Genomic DNA, 26,688 nt, shown 5'->3' on the forward strand with positions numbered 1-26,688 from the left:
GTTTTGAGTACATTAACGCTTGTTTTAACAGCAGTAGGCTCCGTTTTACTGCTGTTGTTTTTAGTGATGAAGGCGCGAATGCATGCCTTCGTTGCTTTGATGGTGGTGTCTATTGGCGCAGGGCTCTTTTCCGGTATGCCGCTCGATAAAATTGCAGCGACGATGGAAAAGGGAATGGGCGGTACGCTTGGCTTCCTGGCCATTGTGGTCGCGCTGGGCGCTATGTTCGGTAAGATCCTGCATGAAACGGGCGCGGTCGATCAGATCGCCGTCAAGATGCTGAAATCCTTTGGTCACAGCCGCGCGCACTATGCGATTGGCCTGGCCGGTCTGATCTGCGCGCTGCCGTTGTTCTTTGAAGTGGCGATCGTGTTGCTGATTAGCGTCGCGTTTTCGATGGCGCGTCATACCGGCACCAATCTGGTGAAGCTGGTGATCCCGCTGTTTGCCGGGGTTGCGGCGGCTGCGGCCTTCCTGCTGCCCGGGCCTGCGCCGATGCTGCTGGCTTCACAAATGCACGCCGACTTTGGCTGGATGATCCTGATTGGCCTGTGCGCCGCGATTCCGGGAATGATTATTGCCGGGCCGCTGTGGGGCAACTTCATCAGCCGTTTTGTGGAGCTGCGCATACCCGACGATATTACCGAGCCACACCTCGGCGAAGGCAAGATGCCATCCTTTGGCTTCAGCCTGTCGTTGATCCTGCTGCCGCTGGTGCTGGTGGGGCTGAAAACCATCGCCGCGCGCTTTGTACCGGAAGGGTCAACGGCTTACGAATGGTTTGAATTTATCGGCCATCCGTTCACCGCGATTCTGGTTGCTTGTCTGGTGGCGATCTATGGCCTGGCGATGCGTCAGGGAATGCCAAAAGATAAAGTAATGGAAATCTGCGGTCACGCGCTGCAGCCGGCGGGGATTATTCTGCTGGTGATTGGCGCAGGCGGCGTGTTTAAGCAGGTGCTGGTGGATTCCGGCGTGGGCCCGGCGCTGGGGGAAGCGTTGACCGGCATGGGCTTGCCGATTGCCATTACCTGCTTCGTACTGGCCGCGGCAGTGCGCATCATTCAGGGTTCCGCGACGGTGGCCTGTCTGACGGCGGTGGGGCTGGTGATGCCGGTGATTGAACAACTGAACTTCTCCGGTGCGCAGATGGCGGCATTGTCTATCTGTATCGCGGGCGGTTCGATTGTTGTCAGCCACGTTAACGACGCCGGTTTCTGGCTGTTCGGTAAATTCACCGGCGCGACCGAAGCGCAAACGCTGAAGACCTGGACGATGATGGAAACCATCCTCGGTACTGTCGGCGCGATCGTCGGGATGATTGCCTTCCAGCTATTGAGCTGATGACTGTGCCCGGTGGCGCTTGCGCTTGCCGGGCCTGAGTACTGCATAGGTTGAAACCGTAGCACCCCCGCCGTTTTATCACCCCTTCATCCACATCCGGATACCGTCGAGGAACATCTGGGTCGCCATCATCACCAGAATCAACCCCATCAGGCGCTCCAGCGCGTTTACGCCTTTTTCGCCAAGCAGGCGCAGGAACAGCGATGACTGCATCAGAATGGCAAACGTGCCGCCCCAGGCCAGCAGCAGAGCAATGACCAGATGTCCCATCTGGTTTGGATATTGATGTGACAGCAGCATTAACGTCGCCAGGATGGTCGGACCGGCCACCAGCGGGATGGCCAGCGGCACGATAAAGGGCTCTTCACCCGCCGGTAACCCCGCGCTATTGCCCGACGCGCTGGGGAAAATCATTTTAATGGCGATCAGGAACAGGATAATCCCCCCGGAGATGGACACTGTTTCGGCGCGTAAATTGAGAAAAGCGAGAATTTTCTCGCCCGCGAAAAGAAAAATCAGCATCAGCAGCAGCGCGATAAACAGCTCGCGAACCATAATCGCGCGACGCCGTTTTGGCTCGGTATGTTTCAGTACGGACATGAAGATAGGCAGATTACCGAGCGGATCCATAATCAGGATCAATAAAACTGCTGCTGAAATGATTTCATTCATAACTCAAATTCCCTGATAATTGCCGCGGACTTTCTGCTTGCTAACGCAGCGGGATAAGTCGCATTACTGATGGCATCGCTATCATTGATTAATTTCACTTGCGACTTTGGCTGCTTTTTGTATGGTGAAGGATAAGCCAGTAGGACACTGGTTAGCATACACAGCACACATCTCTGCAGGAAAAAACGCTATGAAAAATGTTGGTTTTATCGGCTGGCGCGGTATGGTCGGCTCTGTTCTCATGCAACGCATGGTTGAAGAGCGCGACTTCGACGCCATTCGCCCTGTTTTCTTTTCGACTTCTCAGCTGGGGCTGGCTGCGCCGACGTTTGGCGGCACCACCGGCACACTTCAGGACGCATTCGATCTCGAGGCGCTGAAGGCGCTCGACATTATTGTGACCTGCCAGGGCGGCGATTATACCAACGAAATTTATCCAAAGCTGCGTGAAAGCGGGTGGCAGGGCTACTGGATTGACGCCGCCTCCTCGCTGCGTATGAAAGATGACGCCATCATCATTCTCGACCCGGTTAACCAGGATGTCATCAACGATGGCCTGAATAAAGGCATCAAAACGTTTGTCGGCGGTAACTGTACCGTTAGCCTGATGCTGATGTCGCTGGGCGGCCTGTTTGCTAACGACCTGGTGGACTGGGTGTCTGTTGCCACTTACCAGGCGGCTTCCGGCGGCGGCGCGCGGCATATGCGTGAGTTGCTCAACCAGATGGGCCAACTGCATAACCACGTGGCGGATGAACTGGCGACCCCTTCTTCAGCGATTCTCGATATCGAACGTAAAGTCACCCATCTTACCCGCAGCGGCGATCTGCCGGTGGATAACTTTGGCGTACCGCTGGCAGGCAGCCTGATCCCGTGGATCGACAAACAGCTCGATAACGGCCAGAGCCGCGAAGAGTGGAAGGGCCAGGCGGAAACCAACAAAATTCTCAATACCGCTTCCGTGATCCCGGTGGATGGCCTTTGTGTGCGCGTGGGCGCGCTGCGCTGCCATAGCCAGGCTTTCACCATTAAATTGAAAAAAGATGTGTCTATTCCGACCGTGGAAGCACTGCTGGCGGCGCACAATCCGTGGGCCAAAGTCGTGCCAAACGATCGGGATATTACCCTGCGCGAACTGACCCCGGCGGCCGTTACCGGTACGCTGACCACGCCAGTGGGCCGTCTGCGTAAGCTGAATATGGGACCGGAGTTCCTGTCAGCCTTTACCGTGGGCGACCAGTTGCTGTGGGGCGCGGCGGAACCGCTGCGTCGGATGCTGCGCCAACTGGCGTAACCGTGTATTGCCCGATCGCGCTTTGCGTATCGGGCCTGCGGGTAATCCGCAAAAATTTGTCAAAGTGTTATCCAGGGTGCTGAGTCACCCTTTTTTATGCGTTATACAGGAGTAATCGCAGATGTTTCATTTTTTCACAGGAGTTAATTAAAGCGTTGGCTATTCTTTAAAGGTGCCCTGATACCTCCACGGTATTACGGTTTTGCCTGAAGCCAGGACGGCGCAGAGAGGATGCACAATTGTGCTGCGCTGTTAAAGTTAAAAAAAGCGTCTCCGCCCGATGCCACAAGCAGCGGGAAAGGGAGGCTGTAAAACAGGATGACAACCATGTCCGTTCGTATCGATAGAGACGTGATTAACGCGCTAATTGCAGGCCATTTTGCGGATCCTTTTTCCGTACTCGGAATGCACCAGACCCCCGCCGGACTTGAAGTCCGCGCTCTGTTACCTGACGCCACCGAAGTGTGGGTCATTGAACCGAAAACCGGACGTAAAGTCGGCAAACTCGAATGCCTTGACTCGCGCGGTTTCTTCAGCGGCGTATTACCGCGTCGTAAAAATCCTTTTCGCTATCAGCTTGCGGTTGTCTGGCACGGCCAGCAGAACCTGATTGACGATCCCTACCGTTTTGGTCCATTGATTCAGGAGATGGATGCCTGGCTGCTGTCGGAAGGCACCCATCTTCGTCCGTATGAAACCCTCGGCGCCCATGCGGATACGATGGATGGCGTGACCGGAACCCGCTTCTCGGTGTGGGCGCCGAACGCCCGACGCGTCTCGGTTGTGGGGCAATTTAACTACTGGGATGGACGTCGTCATCCGATGCGCCTGCGCAAAGAGAGCGGCATTTGGGAGCTGTTTATTCCCGGCGCGCAGAACGGTCAGCTGTATAAATACGAAATGATCGACGCCAACGGCAATCTGCGCGTGAAAGCCGATCCTTACGCGTTTGAAGCGCAGATGCGCCCGGATACCGCCTCGCTGATTTGCGGGCTGCCGGAAAAGGTTGAGCAAACCGAAGAGCGCAAAAAAGCCAATCAATTCGATGCGCCTATTTCCATTTATGAAGTGCACCTTGGGTCGTGGCGTCGTCATACCGACAACAATTTCTGGCTGAGCTACCGTGAGCTGGCGGACCAGCTTGTCCCGTACGTGAAGTGGATGGGCTTTACCCATATTGAGCTGTTGCCCGTTAACGAGCATCCGTTCGACGGCAGTTGGGGCTATCAGCCCACCGGTTTGTATGCGCCGACCCGTCGCTTCGGTACCCGCGATGATTTCCGTTATTTCATCAACGCCGCGCATAACGCCGGGCTGAACGTTATTCTCGACTGGGTGCCGGGTCATTTCCCCTCCGACGACTTTGGCCTGGCGGAATTTGACGGCACGAAGCTGTACGAACACAGCGACCCGCGGGAAGGCTATCACCAGGACTGGAACACGCTGATCTACAACTACGGACGCCGTGAAGTCAGCAACTATCTGGTCGGCAACGCCCTGTACTGGATTGAACGCTTCGGCATTGACGCCCTGCGCGTGGATGCGGTGGCGTCGATGATCTACCGCGACTACAGCCGGAAAGAGGGAGAGTGGATCCCGAACGAGTTCGGCGGACGGGAGAACCTGGAAGCGATCGAATTTTTACGCAATACCAACCGGATCCTTGGCGAACAAGTGCCGGGCGCGGTGAGCATGGCGGAAGAATCCACCGACTTCGCCGGTGTGTCCCGTCCGCAGGACATGGGCGGGTTGGGATTCTGGTACAAATGGAATCTTGGCTGGATGCACGACACCCTCGACTACATGAAACTGGATCCGGTCTATCGTCAGTATCACCACGATAAACTGACGTTTGGCATGCTCTACAACTACACCGAAAACTTTGTGTTGCCGCTGTCGCATGACGAAGTGGTTCACGGCAAGAAATCGATTCTCGACCGTATGCCGGGCGATGCATGGCAGAAGTTCGCCAACCTGCGCGCCTACTACGGCTGGATGTGGGCCTTCCCTGGCAAAAAACTGCTGTTTATGGGCAACGAATTCGCCCAGGGCCGCGAATGGAACCACGACGCCAGTCTCGACTGGCATCTGCTGGAAGGGGGCGACAACTGGCATCATGGCGTCCAGCGGCTGGTACGCGACCTCAACCACACTTACCGACACCATAAAGCGCTGCACGAACTCGATTTTGACAGCTATGGTTTTGAATGGCTGGTGGTGGATGACAACGCGCGCTCGGTGCTGATTTTTGTGCGCCGCGATAAGGTCGGCAACGAAATTATTGTTGCCAGTAACTTCACCCCGGTGCCGCGCCACGATTATCGCTTTGGCGTAAATCAGCCGGGCAAATGGCGTGAAATCCTCAACACCGACTCGATGCATTACCACGGCAGCAACGCGGGTAACGGCGGTGTCGTGCAAACCGACAACATCGGCAGCCACGGACGTCCGCAGTCGTTGAGCCTCACCCTGCCGCCGCTGGCGACCATCTGGCTGGTTCGGGAGGGGGAATGAGCCAACTGGAGACGGGCAATGCGACGCCTCACGGCGCGACGTATGACGGGCACGGCGTGAACTTCACGCTGTTCTCCGCCCATGCCGAGCGCGTCGAGCTGTGCGTGTTTGACCCGCAGGGTAACGAGCAGCGCTACGATCTGCCTGCGCGTACTGGCGATATCTGGCACGGCTATTTGCCCGACGCGCGCCCCGGTCTGCGCTATGGTTATCGCGTGCATGGCCCATGGGCGCCTGCTCAGGGGCACCGCTTTAATCCGGCAAAGTTGCTGATTGACCCCTGCGCGCGGCGCGTTGAGGGAGATTTTAAAGACAACCCGCTGTTCCATGCGGGTTATGACGCACCGGATCATCGCGATAACGCCACCATCGCAGCGAAGTGCGTGGTAACCGCCGATAACTATGACTGGGAGGGCGATACGCCACCCCGCACGCCGTGGGGCAAGAGCGTGATCTACGAAGCCCATGTCAAAGGCTTAACGTATCTGCATCCACAGATCCCGGCGGCGATCCGCGGTACTTATCGGGCGCTCGGCCATCCGGTGATGATCGCGCATTTTAAGCGTCTCGGGATCACCGCGCTGGAACTGCTGCCGGTGGCGCATTTCGCCAGCGAACCGCGCCTGCAACGGTTGGGGCTTTCGAATTACTGGGGGTACAACCCGGTAGCGCTGTTTGCGCTGCATCCGGCCTATGCCTGTTCGCCCGAAACGGCGCTCGACGAGTTTCGCGATGCGGTCAAAGCGCTGCACAACGCCGGTATTGAAGTCATTCTCGACATCGTGCTGAACCACAGCGCCGAGCTGGATCTGGACGGACCTCTCTTCTCCCTGCGCGGAATCGACAACCGTAGCTATTATTGGATAAGGGACGATGGTGATTACCACAACTGGACCGGCTGCGGCAACACGTTGAATCTCAGTCAGCCCAACGTGGTGGCATATGCTTGCGAATGCCTGCGCTATTGGGTAGAGACCTGCCATGTAGACGGTTTCCGTTTTGATCTGGCGTCGGTCATGGGTCGCACGCCGGCGTTTCGTCAGGATGCGCCATTGTTTACGGCCATCAAAAATTGTCCGGTGCTTTCCCGCGTGAAGCTGATAGCAGAACCGTGGGACATTGGCGAAGGCGGGTATCAGGTGGGCAACTTCCCGCCGCCGTTTGCGGAGTGGAACGACCATTTTCGCGACGCCACGCGCCGCTTTTGGCTACGGCAAAACCTGACGCTCGGCGAATTCGCCGGACGCGTTGCCGCCTCCAGCGACGTGTTTAAACGTGACGGACGTCTGCCCAGCGCGTCGGTCAATCTGGTGACGGCCCATGACGGTTTCACGCTCAGGGACTGCGTTTGTTTCAACCAGAAACACAATGAGGCGAACGGAGAGGAAAATCGGGACGGAACCGACAACAACCAGAGTAATAATCATGGTAAAGAAGGGTTAGGCGGGACGCTGGATGTGGTTGAGCGTCGGCGCGACAGCATTCACGCGCTGTTGACGACGCTGCTGCTGTCACAGGGAACGCCGATGCTGCTGGCGGGCGATGAACAGGGTCACAGCCAGCACGGCAACAATAACGCCTATTGCCAGGACAATGCGCTGACCTGGCTGGACTGGTCGCAGGCAAGCGACGGTTTGATCGACTTTACCGCCGCGTTGATACATCTGCGCCAGCAAATCCCCGCGCTGGTGGACGACCGCTGGTGGGAAGAGGGCGATGGCAATGTGCGCTGGCTTAACCGCTTCGCGCAGCCTTTAAGCGCAAACGAGTGGCAGAACGGCGCCAGACAGATGCAAATCCTGCTGTCGGGCCGTTTTCTCATCACGATCAATGCCACCGCTGAAGTGGCTGAAATTGTATTACCTGACGGGGAGTGGCGCGCTGTTCCCCCATTTGCCGGTGAGGATAATCCGGTGATTACGGCTGTCTGGCCGGGACCTGCGCACGGATTGTGTGTGTTCCAGAGAGGATAAAAAGGAGTTAGTCATGGTGAGTTTAGAGAAGAACGACCGTTTAATGTTGGCGCGCCAGTTGCCGTTGAAATCCGTTGCCCTGATTCTGGCTGGCGGGCGGGGTACCCGTCTGAAAGATTTAACGAACAAGCGCGCAAAGCCGGCCGTTCATTTTGGCGGTAAGTTCCGCATTATCGATTTTGCTTTATCCAACTGTATTAACTCCGGGATCCGCCGTATTGGCGTGATCACGCAATATCAGTCTCACACTCTGGTTCAGCATATTCAGCGCGGTTGGTCGTTCTTTAGCGAAGAGATGAACGAGTTTGTCGACCTGTTGCCCGCGCAGCAAAGAATGCAGGGTGAAAACTGGTATCGCGGCACTGCCGATGCCGTGACGCAGAACCTTGATATTATTCGTCGCTACAAAGCGGAATACGTGGTGATCCTCGCCGGAGACCACATCTACAAGCAGGACTACTCGCGTATGCTCATCGACCATGTCGAGAAGGGCGCGCGCTGTACCGTGGCCTGTATGCCGGTACCTATTGAAGAAGCCAGCGCCTTTGGCGTGATGGCGGTGGACGAAAACGACAAGATTATCGATTTCGTTGAAAAACCGGCGAATCCGCCCGCCATGCCAGGGGATGCCACGAAGTCCCTTGCCAGCATGGGGATCTATATTTTCGACGCTGATTACCTTTACGAGCTGCTGGAACAGGACGACGCTAACGACGCCTCCAGCCATGACTTCGGTAAGGACATTATCCCGTCCATCACGAAAGCTGGCATGGCCTATGCCCATCCTTTCCCGTTGTCCTGTGTGCAGTCGGACCCGGAATCGGAACCTTACTGGCGCGATGTCGGAACGCTTGAAGCGTACTGGAAAGCCAATCTTGACTTAGCCTCGGTGACGCCAGAACTGGATATGTACGATCAGAACTGGCCGATTCGCACTCATATGGAATCCCTGCCGCCGGCGAAGTTCGTTCAGGACCGCTCCGGCAGCCACGGCATGACCCTGAACTCGCTGGTGTCCGGCGGCTGTATTATCTCGGGTTCGGTGGTGGTGCAGTCTGTCCTGTTCCCGCGGGTACGGGTGAACTCATTCTGTAATATTGATTCGGCGGTGTTACTGCCGGAAGTCTGGGTAGGGCGCTCGTGTCGCCTGCGTCGGTGCATTATCGATCGCGCGTGCGTTATCCCGGAAGGGATGGTTATTGGCGAAAACGCGGAAGAAGATGCCCGTCGCTTCTACCGATCCGAAGAAGGCATTGTTTTAGTTACGCGCGAAATGCTGCGCAAACTGCACGTCAAACAGGAGCGATAATGCAGGTTTTACATGTATGTTCGGAGATGTTCCCCCTGCTCAAAACAGGCGGTCTGGCAGATGTGTTAGGTGCGTTACCTGCGGCGCAAATTGCGGACGGCGTGGATGCCCGCGTACTGTTACCCGCGTTCCCGGATATTCGGCGCGGCATTACGGATGCGCAGGTGGTATCGCGTCGTGATACCTTCGCAGGCAAGATCAGCCTGCTGTTCGGCCATTACAACGGGGTGGGGATTTACCTGATCGATGCGCCGCATCTTTACGATCGTCCGGGGAGCCCGTATCACGATACGAACCTGTACGCCTATACCGATAACGTGCTGCGTTTCGCGCTGCTCGGGTGGGTGGGCTGTGAGATGGCCTGCGGACTTGACCCGTTCTGGCGCCCGGATGTGGTGCATGCGCACGACTGGCACGCGGGCCTGACGCCCGCGTATCTGGCGGCGCGCGGGCGCCCGGCGAAGTCGGTCTTTACCGTACACAATCTGGCGTATCAGGGCATGTTTTATGCACAGCATATGAATGACATCGAACTGCCATGGTCGTTCTTTAATATGCATGGTCTGGAGTTTAACGGACAGATCTCCTTCCTGAAGGCCGGTCTGTACTACGCCGACCATATTACGGCGGTCAGCCCAACCTATGCGCGGGAAATCACTGAACCGCAGTTCGCCTACGGTATGGAGGGGCTGTTGCAGCAGCGCCACCGTGAAGGCCGACTGTCCGGGGTGCTGAACGGGGTGGATGAAAAAATCTGGAACCCGGAGACGGATCTGCTGCTGGCCTCGCGCTACACCCGGGATTCACTGGAAGAAAAGGCCGAGAACAAACGTCAGTTACAGATTGCGATGGGGCTGAAGGTCAACGACAAAGTACCGCTGTTTGCCGTCGTGAGCCGCCTGACCAGTCAGAAAGGGCTGGACCTGGTGCTGGAAGCGCTGCCGGGTTTACTGGAACAGGGCGGTCAACTGGCGCTGCTTGGCGCGGGCGACCCCGTATTGCAGGAAGGGTTTCTTGCCGCGGCGGCGGAACATCCCGGTCAGGTGGGCGTGCAGATCGGCTACCATGAGGCTTTTTCGCACCGCATCATGGGCGGCGCGGACGTTATCCTTGTACCGAGCCGTTTTGAGCCGTGCGGCTTAACGCAGCTTTATGGTTTGAAATACGGCACGCTGCCGCTGGTGCGGCGTACCGGCGGTCTGGCGGACACGGTGTCCGACAGTTCGCTGGAAAATCTGGCGGACGGCATCGCCAGCGGCTTTGTGTTTGAGGACAGCAACGCCTGGTCTCTGCTACGGGCGATCCGGCGTGCGTTTGTATTGTGGTCACGACCTTCGCTCTGGCGGTTTGTGCAACGGCAAGCGATGGCGATGGATTTTAGCTGGCAAGTCGCGGCGAAGTCATACCGCGAGCTTTACTATCGCTTGAAATAGTTATTCAGGAATCACCATTATGAATGCTCCATTTACCTATGCATCGCCGACCCTGAGCGTAGAAGCGCTTAAGCACTCTATCGCTTATAAGCTGATGTTCACGATTGGTAAAGATCCGGTCATTGCCAATAAGCATGAATGGTTGAACGCCACGCTGTTTGCGGTGCGCGATCGTCTTGTGGAGCGCTGGCTGCGTTCTAACCGGGCCCAGCTGTCGCAGGAAACTCGCCAGGTTTACTATCTGTCGATGGAGTTTCTGATTGGCCGCACACTGTCCAACGCGCTGTTATCGCTGGGCATTTATGACGATGTGAAAGGCGCGCTGGAGGCGATGGGGCTCGATCTCGAAGAACTGATCGACGAAGAAAACGACCCGGGGCTGGGTAACGGCGGTCTTGGGCGTCTGGCGGCCTGTTTCCTTGATTCGCTGGCGACGTTAGGGCTGCCGGGACGCGGCTACGGTATTCGTTATGACTACGGCATGTTCAAGCAGAACATCGTCGACGGACGGCAGAAAGAGTCCCCCGACTACTGGCTGGAATACGGCAACCCGTGGGAATTTAAACGTCACAACACACGCTATAAGGTGCGTTTCGGCGGGCGTATCCAGCAGGAAGGCAAGAAAACGCGCTGGATTGAAACCGAGGAGATCCTGGCGGTCGCTTACGACCAGATCATCCCCGGCTATGACACCGACGCCACCAACACCCTGCGTCTGTGGAACGCCCAGGCCAGCAGCGAAATTAACCTGGGTAAATTCAACCAGGGCGACTACTTCGCGGCGGTGGAAGATAAAAATCACTCTGAAAACGTCTCGCGCGTGCTGTATCCGGATGACTCTACCTATTCCGGGCGTGAACTGCGTTTGCGGCAGGAATATTTCCTTGTTTCCGCCACGGTGCAGGATATTCTCAGCCGTCATTACCAACTGCATAAAACCTACAAAAACCTGGCGGATAAAATCGCCATCCACCTCAACGACACCCATCCGGTGCTGTCGATCCCGGAGCTGATGCGCCTGTTGATCGACGAGCATAAGTTTAGCTGGGACGACGCGTTTGAAGTCTGCTGTCAGGTCTTCTCTTACACCAACCACACGCTGATGAGTGAAGCGCTGGAAACCTGGCCGGTGGATATGCTTGGTAAAATCCTGCCGCGCCATTTGCAGATTATCTTTGAAATAAACGACTACTTCCTGAAAACCCTGCAGGAGCAGTATCCGAACGATACCGGTCTGCTGGGACGCGCCTCGATTATTGATGAGTCCAACGGTCGCCGCGTGCGTATGGCGTGGCTGGCTGTGGTCGTCAGTCATAAGGTGAACGGCGTGTCTGAACTGCACTCCAACCTGATGGTGCAGTCGCTGTTCGCCGATTTCGCCACTATCTTTCCGACCCGCTTCTGTAATGTGACCAACGGCGTGACGCCGCGTCGCTGGCTGGCGCTGGCGAATCCGTCACTTTCTGAGGTGCTGGATGAAAACATTGGCCGCACCTGGCGTACCGATCTCAGCCAGCTCAGCGAACTGGAGCAGCACTGCGATTTTCCGCTGGTGAATCACGCGGTGCGTCATGCGAAGCTGGAAAATAAAAAGCGGCTGGCGGTGTATATCGCGCAGCAACTGAACGTGGTGGTGAACCCGAAATCGCTGTTTGATGTGCAGATCAAACGTATTCACGAGTACAAGCGGCAACTGATGAACGTGCTGCATGTGATCACCCGTTACAACCGGATCAAGGCCGATCCGGATGCGCAGTGGGTGCCGCGGGTGAATATTTTTGCCGGTAAAGCCGCGTCGGCGTACTACATGGCGAAGCATATTATTCATCTGATCAACGACGTGGCGAAGGTGATCAACAACGACCCGAAGATTGGCGACAAGCTGAAGGTGGTGTTTATCCCGAACTATAGCGTCAGCCTCGCGCAGTTGATTATTCCGGCGGCGGATCTCTCTGAGCAGATTTCTCTGGCAGGGACGGAGGCGTCAGGCACCAGTAACATGAAGTTCGCCCTCAACGGCGCACTGACCATCGGTACGCTGGACGGCGCGAACGTCGAGATGCAGGAGCACGTCGGTGAAGAGAATATCTTTATTTTTGGTAATACCGCGGAAGAGGTGGAGGAACTGCGCAGGCAGGGCTACAAACCGCGCGAGTACTACGAGAAAGATGAAGAACTGCACCAGGTGCTGACGCAGATTGGCAGCGGGATGTTCAGTCCGGATGAGCCAGGACGCTATCGTGATCTGGTGGATTCGCTGATTAACTTTGGCGACCACTATCAGGTACTGGCTGACTATCGCAGCTACGTGGATTGTCAGGACAAGGTCGATGAGCTGTATGGTCGACCAGAAGAGTGGACCGCAAAAGCGATGCTCAATATCGCGAATATGGGGTATTTCTCTTCTGACCGAACCATCAAAGAGTATGCCGATACCATCTGGCATATCGATCCGGTTCGGCTGTAACAGGCATAGCGCCGGGGGCTTCGCTTACCCGGCCTACAACGCGCGTTGTAGGCCGGGTAGGGCGCAGCCGTCATCCGCCAATGCTGGTTTTACGATGCCAGCGACAGCGCCTGTTTTTCCGTATACGCCGCCAGCCACTGGGTTATGCGTGACTGTTGCTCAGCGTTGAGCCACATTCCCTCTTTTGTGCGGCGCCAAAGCGCATCGTCCGCGCGGCGCACCCATTCATGATCCACCAGATACTTCAGCTCCGCCTCGTAGAATTCATGACCGAAATCTTCGCCGAGATCCGCCAGCGACGTCGCTTCGCCGAGGATCAGCCTAGTGTTGCTGCCGTAGGTGCGGGAATAATGGCGCGCCAGTGATTCGCTCAGGAACGGATAGCGGCGGCGCAATTTAGCGGCATAATCTTCACGGTCGCCGCCAATCTCACCGCCCGGCAGCACGCAGTCTTTGGTCCACGCCGGACCGATACCCTGATAGTACGACGACAGTTTTTCCATTGCGTGTTCGGCGAGTTTACGGTAGGTGGTCAGCTTACCGCCGAACACCGACAGCAGCGGCGCTTTACCATTTTCATCATGAATATCCAGCGTGTAGTCGCGGGTGATGGCCTGCGGAGAATCGGATTCATCGTCGCACAGCGGACGTACGCCGGAATAGGTCCAGACGATATCGTCGCGGCCCAGCTGTTTTTTAAAGTGGGCGTTATACACCTTCAGCAGGTAATTGATTTCGCTTTCATCGATTTTCACCGCTTTCGGATCGCCTTTGTACTCAACGTCGGTGGTGCCGATGATCGAGAACTCATCCATCCACGGGATCACAAACACGATGCGTTTGTCTTCGTTTTGCAGAATGTAGGCCTGTTTCTGGGTATGAACGCGCGGCACCACGATGTGGCTGCCTTTGATCAAGCGAATACCGTACGGTGAAGGCAGATGCATGCCCTCGTCGAAAAACTCTTTTACCCACGGACCGGTAGCGTTGACCAGACCACGCGCCTGCCAGGTGTATTTTTTGCCGGAATCAATGTCTTCTGCTTCGACAATCCACAGACCGTTTTCGCGACGCGCCGAGGTAGCCCGGGTGCGGGTTAACACCTCGCCGCCTTTTTGCACCACCATCTGCGCATTCGCCAGCACCAGTCGGGCATCGTCCACCCAGCAGTCAGAATATTCGAAACCGCGCACGATTTCCGGTTTAAGAACGGATTCTGCGCCAAAACGCAAACCGGTCGAACCCGGCAGGCTGGTGCGTTTGCCGAGGTGATCGTACATAAACAGACCGATGCGGATCATCCATGCCGGACGTAAATGGGGGCGATGCGGCAGACGAAAACGCATCGGAAAGGCAATATGCGGCGCCATTTTCAGCAGCACTTCACGCTCGGCCAGCGCTTCGCTAACCAGGCGGAATTCGTAGTGTTCCAGGTAGCGCAGGCCACCATGAATGAGTTTTGAACTGGCGGAAGAGGTGGCGCACGCGAGATCCTGCGCTTCCAGCATCAGCACGGATAAACCGCGTCCAGCGGCATCTGCCGCGATACCGGCACCGTTAATGCCTCCCCCTATCACAATCAGATCTTTGGTTTCCATGCTGCCCTCTTGCACTTTCGTTATAGCTCATAAATGTTCGTTATCGAACATAATAGCAAAGAAACGCGCTATTGGTAACATCGAATAAACAATTTACAGTGATACATATAACATTATGGCGTTTCACTGCCGCCGGGACGTACACTACACGGTAACATGCCTGAAAAACGTCACCTGCAATAACCTGTACGATAAAGAAGAGAATGTATGGATCAGTTTGAATGTATCAACGTAGAAGAAGCGCACCAGAAGCTGCATCAGGGCGCGGCGGTGCTGGTGGATATCCGCGATCCGCAAAGTTTCGCAATGGGACATACTCCGCAGGCGTTTCATCTGACGAACGACACGCTGGGCGCGTTTATGCGCGAGCATGATTTTGACACGGCGGTCATGGTGATGTGCTATCACGGCAACAGCAGCAAAGGCGCGGCGCAATATTTGTTACAGCAAGGGTATGATGCGGTCTACAGCGTAGACGGCGGCTTTGACGCCTGGCACCGCAACTTTCCCGCCGAAGTGGCGTATGGCGGTTAAGCCAACAAAATGCAGCCTGAAGGAAGAAGGGCCTATATACTGTCCTCTTTTGTGTGGAATAAGCGACAGCAACAATGTTGATGATTACTTCTTTTGCTAACCCCCGCGTGGCCCAGGCTTTTGTCGACTATATGGCGACGCAGGGCGTTATCCTGACCATTCAACAACATCAGCAAAGCGATGTCTGGCTGGCGGATGACTCCCAGGCTGAACGGGTACAGGCAGAGCTGGCGCGTTTTCTGGAGAATCCTGCCGATCCGCGCTATCTTGCGGCCAGCTGGCAGTCGGGGCATACCGGCAGCGGCCTGCACTACCGTCGCTTCCCGTTTCTCGCCACCCTGCGCGAGCGCGCCGGACCGGTCACCTGGTTTATCATGGCGCTCTGCGTTGTGGTATTTATCGTGCAAAATATCGTGGGCGATCAGACGGTAATGGTATGGCTGGCCTGGCCGTTCGATCCGTCACTGAAGTTTGATGTCTGGCGCTACTTCACGCATGCCTTTATGCATTTCTCACTGATGCATATCCTCTTTAACCTGCTGTGGTGGTGGTATCTTGGCGGCGCGGTAGAGAAGCGACTTGGCAGCGGGAAGCTGATAGTCATTACCGTGATCAGCGCGCTACTGAGCGGCTACGTACAGCAGAAATTCAGCGGTCCGTGGTTCGGTGGCCTGTCCGGTGTGGTCTACGCGCTGATGGGCTACGTCTGGCTGCGCGGCGAACGCGATCCGCAAAGCGGTATCTTTTTGCAACGCGGACTGATTATTTTCGCGTTAATCTGGATTGTTGCCGGTTGGCTGGATTTCTTCGGCATGTCGATGGCGAATGGCGCACACATTGCCGGGCTGGCGGTCGGACTGGCGATGGCGCTGGCTGACACGCTGAATGCGCGAAAACGAACATGATTCCAGGGAATAACAATGAAACAAACACAACGACATGACGCGATCATTGAGCTGGTAAAAAAACAGGGATACGTCAGTACCGAAGAGCTGGTGGAGCATTTCTCCGTGAGCCCGCAAACCATTCGCCGCGATCTCAACGATCTGGCCGATCAAAACATGATTCTGCGTCATCACGGCGGCGCCGCGCTGCCGTCCAGTTCGGTGAATACCCCGTGGCACGATCGAAAGGCCACTCAGACGGCGGAAAAAGAGCGCATTGCGCGCAAAGTGGCCACGCAAATCCCCAACGGTTCCACTCTGTTTATTGACATCGGCACCACGCCGGAAGCCGTGGCCCACGCGCTACTCGGTCACAGCAATTTGCGTATTGTGACTAACAACCTGAACGTGGCGAACACGCTGATGGCGAAAGACGATTTCCGCATTATCCTCGCGGGCGGCGAATTGCGCAGCCGCGACGGTGGAATTATTGGTGAAGCGACGCTCGATTTTATTTCGCAGTTCCGTCTTGATTTCGGCATTCTGGGGATCAGCGGCATCGACAGCGACGGTTCGCTGCTGGAGTTCGACTATCACGAAGTGCGCACTAAGCGTGCGATCATTGAAAATTCCCGCCATGTGATGCTGGTGGTGGATCATTCGAAGTTTGGCCGTAACGCGATGGTGAATATGGGCAGCATTAGTATGGTGGATGCCGTTTATACCGACACCCTGCCGCCCGCAGGCATTATGCAGGTGATTTCGGACAACCATATTCAACTGGAACTGTGTTAAACGTACTGCATGTCCCTGGCGTGTCGGGGACATGCAGACGACACGCTTACAGCCGTTCAACAATCACGGCGATCCCCTGACCACCGCCGATGCACAGCGTTGCCAGCCCGGTGGTTTTATTGCGCTGCTGCAACGCGTGAACCAGTGTTACCAGAATCCGTGCGCCGCTTGCGCCGATTGGATGCCCCAGCGCGATCGCGCCGCCATTGACGTTCACTTTCTCTTCCGGAAAGTCGAGTTCACGCGCAACCGCCAGATACTGTGCGGCAAAGGCTTCGTTGGCTTCGATTAAATCCAGATCGCTGACTGTCATTTTGGCTTTTTCCAGCGCCCGTTTTGTTGCCGGGATCGGCCCAAGTCCCATTATACTGGCATCCACCCCAGCCGACGCCCAGCTCTTCAGGCGCGCCAACGGCGTAATCCCATGCGCGCGCGCAGCGCTTTCGGACATCAGGACCAGCGTCGCCGCCGCATCATTGATGCCGGAGGCATTGCCTGCAGTTACTGTCCCTGAACTTTTAAAGGCCGGACGCAGTTTCGCCAGCGAACTGGCATCGGTCTCCGGACGTGGAAACTCATCGGTATCAAACAGACAGACCTCTTTTTTACGCTTCAGGGCCACCGGTACGATTTCCTGTCTGAAATAACCGGCGTTGATTGCGGCTTTCGCTTTTTGCTGCGATGCCAGCGCCACCTGGTCTTGCTCTTCACGGCTTAAATTATAGCGTTTGGCAATGTTTTCTGCCGTGACCCCCATGTGGTAATCATTGAAGGCGCACCAGAGACCGTCGTGGATCATCACGTCTGTCAGCTCACCGTTGCCCATACGGTATCCCTGGCGCGCGCGGGCCAGCAGGTAGGGGGCGGCGCTCATGTTTTCCATCCCGCCGACAATACAGGTCTGATTATCACCACTCAGAATGGACTGCGCGCCCAGCACAACGGTTTTTAGCCCGGAACCGCAGACTTTATTGACCGTGAATGACGGAACGCTCTCCGCCAGGCCCGCGTGATGTGTCACCTGGTGAGCCGGGTTTTGCCCTAATCCGGCCTGCAACACGTTGCCGAGGATCACTTCGTCAATGTTGATATCTGACGGAAGGTCCAGCAGGTTTGCCCTGACACAGGTCGCGCCCAGCATTACCGCCGGGACGTCAGCCAGGCTGCCAGCAAATTTACCGATAGGGGTGCGTTTCGCACTCACAATCACAATCGAGTCGTTCATGCCAGAGTCCCCGCAGGCTGCAATGTTTTCAGGTGTGCACTAAGACGGAAGTTCGCTTCCGTGCGCGCACGAAGTTCATCAAGCGTGATGGTGTCGCTGATTTCATCAAGGATCATTTCGCCGTTCACAAAGCTGAATACGGCGAGTTCAGTGATGACTTTGCTGACCTTGCCGACCGCTGTTAAGGGATAACTGCACTGATGTAGCAGCTTCGGTTCGCCATTTTTTGCACAATGCTCCATCGCAATAATGACTTTTTTCGCTCCTGCCACGAGGTCCATCGCTCCGCCCATGCCGGGCACCATTTTGCCAGGCACCATCCAGTTGGCGAGGTTTCCGCGTTCATCAACCTGCAAACCGCCGAGCACGCAGACATCAACATGTCCTCCGCGAATAAGGGCGAAAGAGAAGCAACTGTCGAACATTGCCGCACCTGGGATCATGCCGCAAGGCTGACCGCCTGCATTGACAAGGCTGGCATTCACCTCGTCCAGAGGGCCGAGGCCAAGAAAACCATTTTCTGACTGCAACGTGACCTGAATATCCTCGGCCAGGTAGTTCGCGACCTGCGTTGGCAGGCCAATGCCCAGATTGACGACGTCGCCATCGTGTAACTCCTGCGCTACGCGGCGGGCAATACGTTCTTTTGCATTCATCACTGGGCCTCCATGAACAGATAATCCACCAGCGCACCAGGGGTGATGACGTGCACGGGAGGAATGCTTCCCAACGCCCCGATGCTGCGGGTTTCGGCCACAACCACGTCGGCGGCCAGCGCCATTACCGGGTTGAAGTTTCGGGCGGTCAGGTCATAGGTGAGATTGCCAGCCTCATCGGCATGACTGGCGAGAAGAATGGCGAGGTCGGCGCGCAGAGGTTGTTCCAGCAGCCATTTCTCACCGTTGACCAGCAGGGTTTGTTTATTTTCTTCCACTACTGTGCCCAGCCCGGTTTGCGTGAGGAATCCCCCCAGCCCGGCGCCGCCAGCACGGATCTGCTCGGCGAGCGTTCCTTGCGGCACTAACTGAACATCGAGCTCACCGGAAATCATCTTCTTGCCGGTTTCCGGGTTGGTGCCAATATGAGAGGCGATCACTTTTTTGACCTGGCCATTAGAAATCAGCGGACCAATGCCTTTATCGACAAAAGCGGTGTCATTGCCGATGAGCGTCAACGCTTTAACACCGGAGCGCATAATTTCTGCTACCAGATATTCCGGCGTCCCGACGCCCATGAAGCCGCCAAACATAATGCTCATGCCGTCATGTAATAGTTCGCGGAATTTATCCGCCGTTATTCTTTTGTTTTGCATAATGGTGTACTTGCTGTTTTGAGGACAAGGATCCCCTGGCGGAGTAATGAAACCCCGCCGAACAGTGAGGATCCTCTTGGCCGAAAAGAATTAAATGGGCATATCCAGCAACGCGGAGCTCAGCCCTTTGCCGTGCATATCCAGCGCCAGTGAGCGAGTAACGCCACCTCCCAGCGCTTTATGCATCACGAAATTCAGTGCGCCGAGTTCCGGTAATTCATAGCGAATCACCTCGCCCTGTACAATATCGCCAAACCAGGTTTTGACTTTTTCGGCGGTGACCTGTTCTGCCAGCGTGGCATAATCTTCCGGACGCCAGGCAATTAATGAAATATTGGAAATATTTCCTTTATCTCCGGTACGGGAATGCGCTATTTCACGTAATTTCATTATTTATTCTCCAGTACGGTAACATGGTGTTGAACGCAGTGACGCGGAATAAGGGTGGAGTCCATGGCCAGTATTTCTTTTACCGATTTCATGACACCACCACCGCCCGCAGGGCCGTTGGTATAAAGCGTTTCCACTTCGTTGCCGACGATAACCGCCTGTGCGCGAGTGGCGCAGCGGGCAGCAACACGAGCGCGAACTTCATAGGGGGCGCTGTACTGACCGCGCGTTTCACCATGCAACGCATTGACACCAATGAGGTCGTAACGTATTTCCTGCGCGTTAAAGTGACAAATCGCGAAGCGCTCACGCACGATGTCGAGAGCGAGACGCCCACGATTTACCGCGCCCGGACCGGCGTAGGAAATTTCGCCTTCACCGATAAAACCGTCCTGATAACCGACGGAAACCTTCAGCGTTTCGGTACGTGGCGCACCCGTCGCACCGGTCACCCGCACCTCATCCGGGCCGCATTGGCTAAAATGCACATGGCTGAAGTCAGCGACTACGTCAGGGGTGAGATAGCGATCCGGCCGGTGAATCTCGTAGAGCAGTTGTTCTTTGCAGGTGTCTTCGGTGATCAGTCCGCCAGAGCCCGCCACTTTGGTTATGGTGGCGCTGCCATCTTCACAGACTTCAGCCAGTGGGAAACCGAGGTGTGCCAGATGAGGAACATCCTTCACCCCCGGATCGGCGTAATATCCGCCGGTGATTTGCCCGGCACACTCCAGAAGATGGCCGATACAGGTCCCCATACCCAGGTGATGCCAGTCATCAGCGGCCCAGTTGAACTCATGCATCATCGGTGCAAGAAAAAGCGACGGGTCGGCGACGCGTCCGGCAATCACCACATCTGCCCTGGAATCAAGCGCTTCCAGTAACCCCGCCGTACCTAAATAGGCATTTGCGGAAAGTAAGGTTTTTTCAAAGCGAGAAACGGGAACACTGGCTTCGTCCAGCGTCAGGTCCATCGACTGTATGAGAGACAATACTTCATCACCCGTGACCACCGCGACTTTAAGGCCATGCAAACCCAGTTCCTGGGCAATTTTCAGCACCACTTTTCCGGCGGCGAGCGGGTTGGCTGAACCCATGTTAGAGATGATCCGCACACTATTGGCGTGACAGGTCGGTAACACCGCGCGCATCCGCGCTTCGAGCAGTTCGTTATAGCCTTTGTTCGGATCCTGCTGCTTCTGTTTTTGTCCAATGGCGATAGTGCGCTCTGCCAGACATTCAAACACCAGGTAATCCAGTTCCCCTTTTTCGGCCAGTTCAACCGCAGGCTCAATGCGGTCGCCTGCGTAGCCTGCGCCGGAACCAATTCGAATGGTTTTCATTTTATTTCCTTAATTCTTAACAAGAAATGTGCTGTTAAATCGGGAAGACGCCGGTGAGGGCGGCGGCAAAGGTCATAATGACGCTGGCAGCCCACAGGACCGGGATGGAGAATTTTTGATGATCCGCGAGGTCGACACCGGCAAGACTGACCAACAGGAAGGTCGCGGGAGTCAGTGGACTGACCGGGAAGCCGGTGGTCATCTGACCGAGCACTGATGCCTGAGCTACCTGAATGGCAGGGATACCCATAATATCCACGGTATGCGCGACGACAGGCATAATGCCGAAGTAGTAAGAGTCTGGATCGAAAATCAACGACAGCGGCATCGAGATCAGTCCGACGATGAACGGAATATGGGATGCCAGTGCCTCAGGCATAAACTCTACCGCCGCATGGGACATGGCTTTCAGCATGCCAGCACCACCCATGATTCCGGTAAATGCCCCCGCCGCGAACAGGATACTGGCCATCATCAGCGCTGCTTTTGCGTGGGCGTTGATCCGTTCTTTTTGCATTTCAACATTCGGATAGTTGATCATTAATGCCAGCGTCAGGGCGATCATGAAGGCAACGGTGGGGGAGATGCGGGTGAACACCATCGTGCCGATCACGGCAATAACCAGCGCAATATTCACCCAGAAAAGATGCGGACGACGCAGGACTTTTTCCTGCTCGGTCAGTTCTTTATGATGCGAAAAATCGCCTGCGGCCGCAGCAAAGTGGGCCGCGCCAAGGCGTTTCTCTTCGCGTTTACCCCAGAACCAGCCCATGATGACCATAAAGGTCAGGCCCGCGAGCTGTGCTGGAATTAACGGAATAAAGAGGTCGTGGGTGGTGACGTTCAATGCAGCAGAGGCGCGAATCATCGGCCCGGTCCAGGGTAAAAAGTTGACCCCGGCGCTGAGCGCAACAATCCCAAGCAAGATCCGTTTGTCCATACCGAGCCGATTGAACAGCGGCAGCATGGTGGGGACGGTGATTAAGAAGGTCACGGCGCCATTACCGTCAAGATGGGCGATGAGCGCCAGAAGGCCCGTGCCGATGATGATTTTAACCGGGTTGGTCCCGACGAATCGCAATATACCGCGTACGATAGGGTCAAACATCCCGGCATCGGTCACGACGCCAAAAAAAGCGATCGCAAAGACAAACATCGCCGCCATCGGAGCCAGTTTTGTGATGCCTTCGACCACATATTTTGCGGTATCTGTTCCGCAACCTGCAGCCAGCGCGCCAATCACCGGAATAACGATCAGGGCAACCAGAGGCGACATCCTTTTAGACATGATAAAAAATAATAAGGTGGCTATGGTAAGCACACCTATTAGCGCCAGCATGAGTTTCTCCTTAATATTTTTATTAAATTTATCTGCTTCTAAAGTATGAAAGTAAATGCAATGTTAATTATGCCCAGGGGATATATGTTTTAGCAGTGCATTAATTTTTATCACAGTGCGCCGGTTGGTACTAATTTGTAAATCCAATGGAGTCATTTGTTGTAAGTCTTAATGCGACTATTTGAAATGAAAATAACCCTATAGCTAATTTGCTTAAATATAAAAACGACCTTGTAAACATAGGGTTGCTCTGTCTGTTATGTATGTTTTGCTTAAATGACTTTTGTGGCGACAGGGTAGTGCATCGGAAATGAAATGTGGTTAATGTGGGGTGGGTCATAAAAAGAAATTAACTGCCTTTTATTCATTTTAAAAACCGATAAAATAATTAATGATTTCGATGGCAGGAGTAGGAAATGAATCTTTCGATTAAGCAACTCAGGGCCTTTTTAATATTAAGCGAGGCTGATAGTTTTACTCAGGCGGCCCGGCGGTTTAACCTTTCACAGCCCGCATTTAGTACTCTGATTGCATCACTGGAAGAGGAGATTGGCTATCGGCTATTTGACAGGGATACGCGGCGTGTGTTGCTGAATGCGGATGGCATTCATTTTCTCGATCTGGCGCGCAAGATTGTGCAGAGCCATGATGATGCCGTGGGCGAAATCAAAGACCGGGTAGCAGGTAATAATAACGATATCACCCTCGCGGTGTTGCCTTCGCTGGCGGTGGAATGGCTACCTGAAATACTGGTGAAATACACTAAGAGGGTGCCGCAAAGTAATGTGAAATTGATCGACACCCAGTGGGATCGCTGTCTGAAGGCATTACTTGATGGTCAGGCGGACATGGCATTAACCGCCGGGCAACCCTCGTTGACCACGTTCGATTCAACGTTATTGTTCTCGGATAAATTTTATCTGCTCTGTCATCGCGAACATCCTCTGGCACAACAATCTTCGGTATCGCTCAGTCAGGTTTGCGATTATCCCTTTATTGGTTTCAGTGTCGGCACCAGTATTCGGCAGTACACCGATAAGCTCTGCGAAAATCTGTCCATGAGCTTTAATTATCAACTGGAAGTGCGGCAGCTAACTACGATGATGGGCCTGATTGCCGCCAACTACGGGGTCAGCATTACGACCGGATTAACCCTGTTCCAGTTCAACCATAAAGATATCGTGATTTTACCATTTGAAGATTTGGCGTTGGAGCGGGCTATCTATCTGGTGACGCCGAAGGGGCGACATCTCGCGCCTGGCGTCGCGTCGTTTGCGGAATTCATTACCTGCCAGGCGCACCAGTTCGCGTCAGAACATATATGATGTTAACGCCCGCGAAAGACTGGCGCGCTACACCCCATAACCCATCATTTTCAGCAACTGCTGCGCATGCTGTACCGCGTCCTGACGGTGCGCCACGCCAAGTTTCTGATACAGGTTGCGGATATGGGTTTTGATGGTGGTCGCGGCGACGGCCAGCTCGCCGGCGATCTGCTCGTTGCTGTACCCGGAGTAAATCAGCCCCAGCACCTGCCATTCACGTTGGGTCAGTGGGCTGGTGCGGATCAGCTCCGGCACTTCCGGATGGTTCAGCAGACGCTCGACAAAGCCTTCGTCGAAGTGGGCAAACTTGTGGCGGTGATGCTGGTTAATTTCGCGCAAGATCCGCTGGGCGCGATGCTGGTCCAGCTCCGGCAAGGTATTCAGTTGGATCAACTGGCGTAACTGCTGCGCCATCGCTTCGCCTTCAATCACAAAATGGCTGATAAAACCGGTGCGGTTGGCAAGCTGTAAGGCGTCGAGCAGCACGCGCTGGGCGTCGTTTTTCCGCCCTGCCTGCCAGTAAAGCTGGTTCAGGAGCAGCAGGTTACGGTTGAGATCGCTCATCAGCCGTAGGCTGCGCGCGTTCTCATTCAGTTCTTCAAGCACGATTTCCGCGGGTTCGAATTCCCCCAGCAGGATCTGCGCGCGGGCAATGTTGCGCCACTGGCCCTGCAGGAAGTGGTTATTGGCAAACTCCGGTTTCGGTGTGTGGCGCAACCAGTTAGCGGCGGACTTTTTATCGCCGGTCATCTGCCAGTAGATTACCCGTACTTTGTCGGCGTTGGAGATCCAGTCGCTATGGTAGTGACCGTTGCCGAGCAGGTTTTCCAGACGGTTAAGATGGCTGCGGGCATTATCCAGATCGCCGCGCGCCAGCGAGCACTGGATCAGCAGGGCCAGACACTGGAGCTGCTGCTGGGGCTGGAAGGTGGAAAGCACTTCAATGCCGCTGCGGGCAGAGGCTTCCGCTTCGTCCAGACGCGCCCATGCCCACAGTAACTGTGCGCGGATGCGTACCAGGAACTCGTGCATCGGCAACTGTTCCAGATGCTGATCTTTGATCAACTGGAACGCTTTTTCCTGTGTTTCCCAGGCGGCCTGCAAAAAGCCCTGGGCAAACAAGATTTCGCTTTGCTGGATCAGACTCCACAGCGCGTAGTGCCAGACGTCATGATGACGCGCCATCTGCTCGGTCTGCTGCATCAACGCCAACGAGCGGGAGAGGTCGCCTTTACAGTGCAGCACTTCGCCGTGCACCGAGGTGGCGACAATGCGGCTATAGAACCAGGCAATGGGCAGTTCGTCCAGCGCCAGTTTCGCCAGGCGCTCCGCTTCGTCAGGGTTGCCGTCGTTGATCGCCACCTGCGCCCGCAGCGCGTTAAATTCGGCATGCAGGGTGCTGTCCATCACGCCTTTGATCTCTTGTTCGGCGCGCGCCAGCAGAGTATTCACTTCGCTGTAGCGGTGCTGGCTCTGCATCAGCCAGGCCTGGAGCAGCACCAGACGCGGGTTTTCCAGCAAACTTTCCCACGGCAGCGCTTTGAGTGACTCTTCCAGCAGCGCCAGTTCGCTGTGGTTGAACAGACCCCAGGCGTGGTTCAACAAGATATCGCGCAGCATATGCGCGTCACCTGCCGCCAGCGCGTGGTGGATAGCTTCGCTCGGGAAGCCCTGCGCCATCCAGCTTTCGGCGGCGGCGCGGTGAATCTCCGGCAGTTCTGTCGCCAGTTCCCACTGGCAGCGCTGGCGCAGGAAGCTACCAAACAGTGGGTGGTAGCTGAACCATTCGCCGGTGTCATCCATTCGTTGCAGGAATAAACCCTGACGCTCGATCTCCTCCAGGCGCATTTGACCGTTTTCTTCACCGGTCACCCGGACGATCAGCGCATCGTTCATTGATCGCAGAATGGCGCTTTTCAACAGGAAATGACGGGTGCTGACGTCGACGCTGTCGAGCACTTCATCAACCAGATAATCTGAGAGATGGCTGGCGTTGATGCCTGCCAGTCGGCGTGCGGACTGGTGGGCTGAGTTGTTATTTTGCCGTGCAGAGAGGGCGATCAGCTGCAGGGCTGTCGCCCAACCGGCAACGTCGTCGCACATCCGGCTACTTTCAGCCGCTTCAATGGGGGAGGATAAACGGCGATCGAAAAACTGCTTCGCTTCCTGATGATTAAAGGCCAACTGCTGGCTGCCGATCTCCAGAAGCTGATCGCGTACGCGCAGATTGGCAATGCCTAACTGCGGTAAATTACGCGACAGCACCACCAGGGTAAGATTTTCCGGCTGATGGCGCAGGAAGAAGCGCATGGATTCATGAATCACCGGATTGGTGATCAGGTGGTAGTCGTCGATAACCAGGTACAGCGGGCGATGCCATTCGGCCAGTTCAATAAACAGCTGCGCAAACAGCGAGGTCAGACTGACGTACTGGCGTTTTTGCACCATTACTTCACTGGTGGCGCAGTGTCCGTTGGTGGCCTGTTGAATTGCCGCAATCAGATAGCTGGCAAACCGTTCCTGCTGGTTGTCACCTTCATCCAGCGAATACCAGCCGAGATCGGTTTTGCCTGCGGCCCATTGTGAAACGAGCGTGGTTTTCCCATATCCCGCAGGACTTGTGATCAGGGCGAGCCTGTAATTGTTCGCGCCGGAAAGTTTAGCCAACAGGCGCTCGCGAACCACCGTATGGTCGAGACGAACCGGACGACTTAGTTTAGACGGAATCAACATAGTTAACACTTCACTGTGGAAAATGGGGGAACTGCGATTTTTTTTGCGCTTCGTAATTAATGGTTATAAGGTCGGCCAGATTAGAAACTTTTGCAAGTTATGTCCGGTAATGGACTGCCTTAATTTGCACTGCATCACAAATTTTTCTGAAGCCTAATCCGCGTCGGGTCTGGTTTGCCCGGCATGACGTTGGGTTTTTTACTCTTG

The 26,688-nt window shown here is 55.4% G+C and carries 20 protein-coding genes; 11 read left to right on the plus strand and 9 right to left on the minus strand.

The window, feature by feature from the left end:
• Positions 1 to 3: 3 nt before the first annotated feature.
• The gene (gene gntU, locus HVX72_RS01450) at positions 4 to 1,344 is read left to right on the plus strand and encodes a gluconate transporter (protein WP_042286465.1); all 1,341 of its coding nucleotides are present in this window, start codon (positions 4 to 6) and stop codon (positions 1,342 to 1,344) included.
• Positions 1,345 to 1,422: 78 nt separating this feature from the next.
• Here the strand turns inward: gntU and yhgN are convergent, their stop codons facing one another.
• Positions 1,423 to 2,016: an NAAT family transporter YhgN gene (yhgN, locus tag HVX72_RS01455; protein WP_012908322.1), complete on the minus strand. Its 594-nt coding sequence runs from the start codon at positions 2,014 to 2,016 to the stop codon at positions 1,423 to 1,425.
• Between the two features lie 190 nt (positions 2,017 to 2,206).
• On the opposite strand from yhgN, the gene asd reads away from it, so the two are divergent.
• From asd to glgP, 6 genes are all read left to right on the plus strand, one after another.
• Entirely contained in the window at positions 2,207 to 3,310 is a 1,104-nt protein-coding gene (gene asd, locus HVX72_RS01460) for an aspartate-semialdehyde dehydrogenase (protein WP_042286462.1), read from the plus strand.
• A 327-nt stretch (positions 3,311 to 3,637) separates the two neighbouring features.
• Positions 3,638 to 5,824: a 1,4-alpha-glucan branching enzyme gene (gene glgB, locus HVX72_RS01465; protein ID WP_042286460.1), complete on the plus strand. Its 2,187-nt coding sequence runs from the start codon at positions 3,638 to 3,640 to the stop codon at positions 5,822 to 5,824.
• Positions 5,821 to 7,797: a glycogen debranching protein GlgX gene (glgX, locus tag HVX72_RS01470; RefSeq protein WP_181822411.1), complete on the plus strand. Its 1,977-nt coding sequence runs from the start codon at positions 5,821 to 5,823 to the stop codon at positions 7,795 to 7,797. Before glgB ends, glgX begins: the two co-directional genes overlap by 4 nt.
• Before the next feature lie 13 nt (positions 7,798 to 7,810).
• On the plus strand, positions 7,811 to 9,106 hold the full coding sequence (gene glgC / locus HVX72_RS01475) for a glucose-1-phosphate adenylyltransferase (protein ID WP_042286454.1): 1,296 nt from the start codon (positions 7,811 to 7,813) through the stop codon (positions 9,104 to 9,106).
• Entirely contained in the window at positions 9,106 to 10,539 is a 1,434-nt protein-coding gene (gene glgA / locus HVX72_RS01480; protein WP_042286452.1) for a glycogen synthase GlgA, read from the plus strand. Before glgC ends, glgA begins: the two co-directional genes overlap by 1 nt.
• A gap of 19 nt (positions 10,540 to 10,558) precedes the next feature.
• Positions 10,559 to 13,006, plus strand: a complete 2,448-nt coding sequence (gene glgP, locus HVX72_RS01485; protein WP_181822412.1) for a glycogen phosphorylase — start codon at positions 10,559 to 10,561, stop codon at positions 13,004 to 13,006.
• Positions 13,007 to 13,095: 89 nt separating this feature from the next.
• Here glgP and glpD read toward each other — a convergent pair whose 3' ends face one another.
• Entirely contained in the window at positions 13,096 to 14,604 is a 1,509-nt protein-coding gene (gene glpD / locus HVX72_RS01490; protein WP_042286444.1) for a glycerol-3-phosphate dehydrogenase, read from the minus strand.
• 207 nt (positions 14,605 to 14,811) lie between these two features.
• Here glpD and glpE point away from each other — a divergent pair, with 207 nt between their 5' ends.
• The 3 genes from glpE (at position 14,812) to HVX72_RS01505 (ending at position 16,817) form a co-directional block, all read left to right on the plus strand.
• Complete coding sequence (glpE, locus tag HVX72_RS01495; protein ID WP_042286441.1) at positions 14,812 to 15,138, plus strand: thiosulfate sulfurtransferase GlpE; 327 nt, start codon at positions 14,812 to 14,814, stop codon at positions 15,136 to 15,138.
• A gap of 74 nt (positions 15,139 to 15,212) precedes the next feature.
• Positions 15,213 to 16,043: a rhomboid family intramembrane serine protease GlpG gene (glpG, locus tag HVX72_RS01500; protein WP_042286439.1), complete on the plus strand. Its 831-nt coding sequence runs from the start codon at positions 15,213 to 15,215 to the stop codon at positions 16,041 to 16,043.
• A 15-nt stretch (positions 16,044 to 16,058) separates the two neighbouring features.
• Positions 16,059 to 16,817 carry a DeoR/GlpR family transcriptional regulator gene (locus HVX72_RS01505; protein ID WP_042286437.1) on the plus strand — a complete coding sequence of 253 codons (759 nt, stop codon included), beginning with the start codon at positions 16,059 to 16,061 and terminating at the stop codon, positions 16,815 to 16,817.
• A gap of 46 nt (positions 16,818 to 16,863) precedes the next feature.
• On the opposite strand, the gene HVX72_RS01510 is transcribed toward HVX72_RS01505, so the two are convergent.
• The 6 genes from HVX72_RS01510 to HVX72_RS01535 form a co-directional block, all read right to left on the minus strand.
• The gene (locus tag HVX72_RS01510) at positions 16,864 to 18,042 is read right to left on the minus strand and encodes an acetyl-CoA C-acetyltransferase (protein ID WP_181822413.1); all 1,179 of its coding nucleotides are present in this window, start codon (positions 18,040 to 18,042) and stop codon (positions 16,864 to 16,866) included.
• Positions 18,039 to 18,698 (minus strand): 3-oxoacid CoA-transferase subunit B, encoded by a 660-nt coding sequence (locus tag HVX72_RS01515; RefSeq protein ID WP_181823228.1) that lies wholly within the window; start codon positions 18,696 to 18,698, stop codon positions 18,039 to 18,041. Before HVX72_RS01515 ends, HVX72_RS01510 begins: the two co-directional genes overlap by 4 nt.
• Positions 18,698 to 19,354, minus strand: a complete 657-nt coding sequence (gene atoD / locus HVX72_RS01520; RefSeq protein ID WP_181822414.1) for an acetate CoA-transferase subunit alpha — start codon at positions 19,352 to 19,354, stop codon at positions 18,698 to 18,700. The genes HVX72_RS01515 and atoD overlap by 1 nt, the downstream gene beginning before the upstream one ends.
• A 90-nt stretch (positions 19,355 to 19,444) precedes the next feature.
• Positions 19,445 to 19,744, minus strand: a complete 300-nt coding sequence (locus HVX72_RS01525) for a hypothetical protein (RefSeq protein ID WP_181822415.1) — start codon at positions 19,742 to 19,744, stop codon at positions 19,445 to 19,447.
• The gene (locus HVX72_RS01530) at positions 19,744 to 21,084 is read right to left on the minus strand and encodes an acyclic terpene utilization AtuA family protein (RefSeq protein ID WP_181822416.1); all 1,341 of its coding nucleotides are present in this window, start codon (positions 21,082 to 21,084) and stop codon (positions 19,744 to 19,746) included. Before HVX72_RS01530 ends, HVX72_RS01525 begins: the two co-directional genes overlap by 1 nt.
• A gap of 34 nt (positions 21,085 to 21,118) precedes the next feature.
• Positions 21,119 to 22,423 carry a citrate:proton symporter gene (locus tag HVX72_RS01535; protein WP_181822417.1) on the minus strand — a complete coding sequence of 435 codons (1,305 nt, stop codon included), beginning with the start codon at positions 22,421 to 22,423 and terminating at the stop codon, positions 21,119 to 21,121.
• Between the two features lie 416 nt (positions 22,424 to 22,839).
• Between HVX72_RS01535 and HVX72_RS01540 the strand changes: the two genes are divergently transcribed.
• Complete coding sequence (locus HVX72_RS01540) at positions 22,840 to 23,748, plus strand: LysR family transcriptional regulator (RefSeq protein WP_181822418.1); 909 nt, start codon at positions 22,840 to 22,842, stop codon at positions 23,746 to 23,748.
• 27 nt (positions 23,749 to 23,775) lie between these two features.
• Here HVX72_RS01540 and malT read toward each other — a convergent pair whose 3' ends face one another.
• Positions 23,776 to 26,481 (minus strand): HTH-type transcriptional regulator MalT, encoded by a 2,706-nt coding sequence (malT, locus tag HVX72_RS01545; protein ID WP_042286434.1) that lies wholly within the window; start codon positions 26,479 to 26,481, stop codon positions 23,776 to 23,778.
• Between the last annotated feature and the right edge of the window lie 207 nt (positions 26,482 to 26,688).

Source organism: Citrobacter sp. RHB21-C05 (genome assembly GCF_013889015.1).
Taxonomy (GTDB): domain Bacteria; phylum Pseudomonadota; class Gammaproteobacteria; order Enterobacterales; family Enterobacteriaceae; genus Citrobacter_A; species Citrobacter_A sedlakii.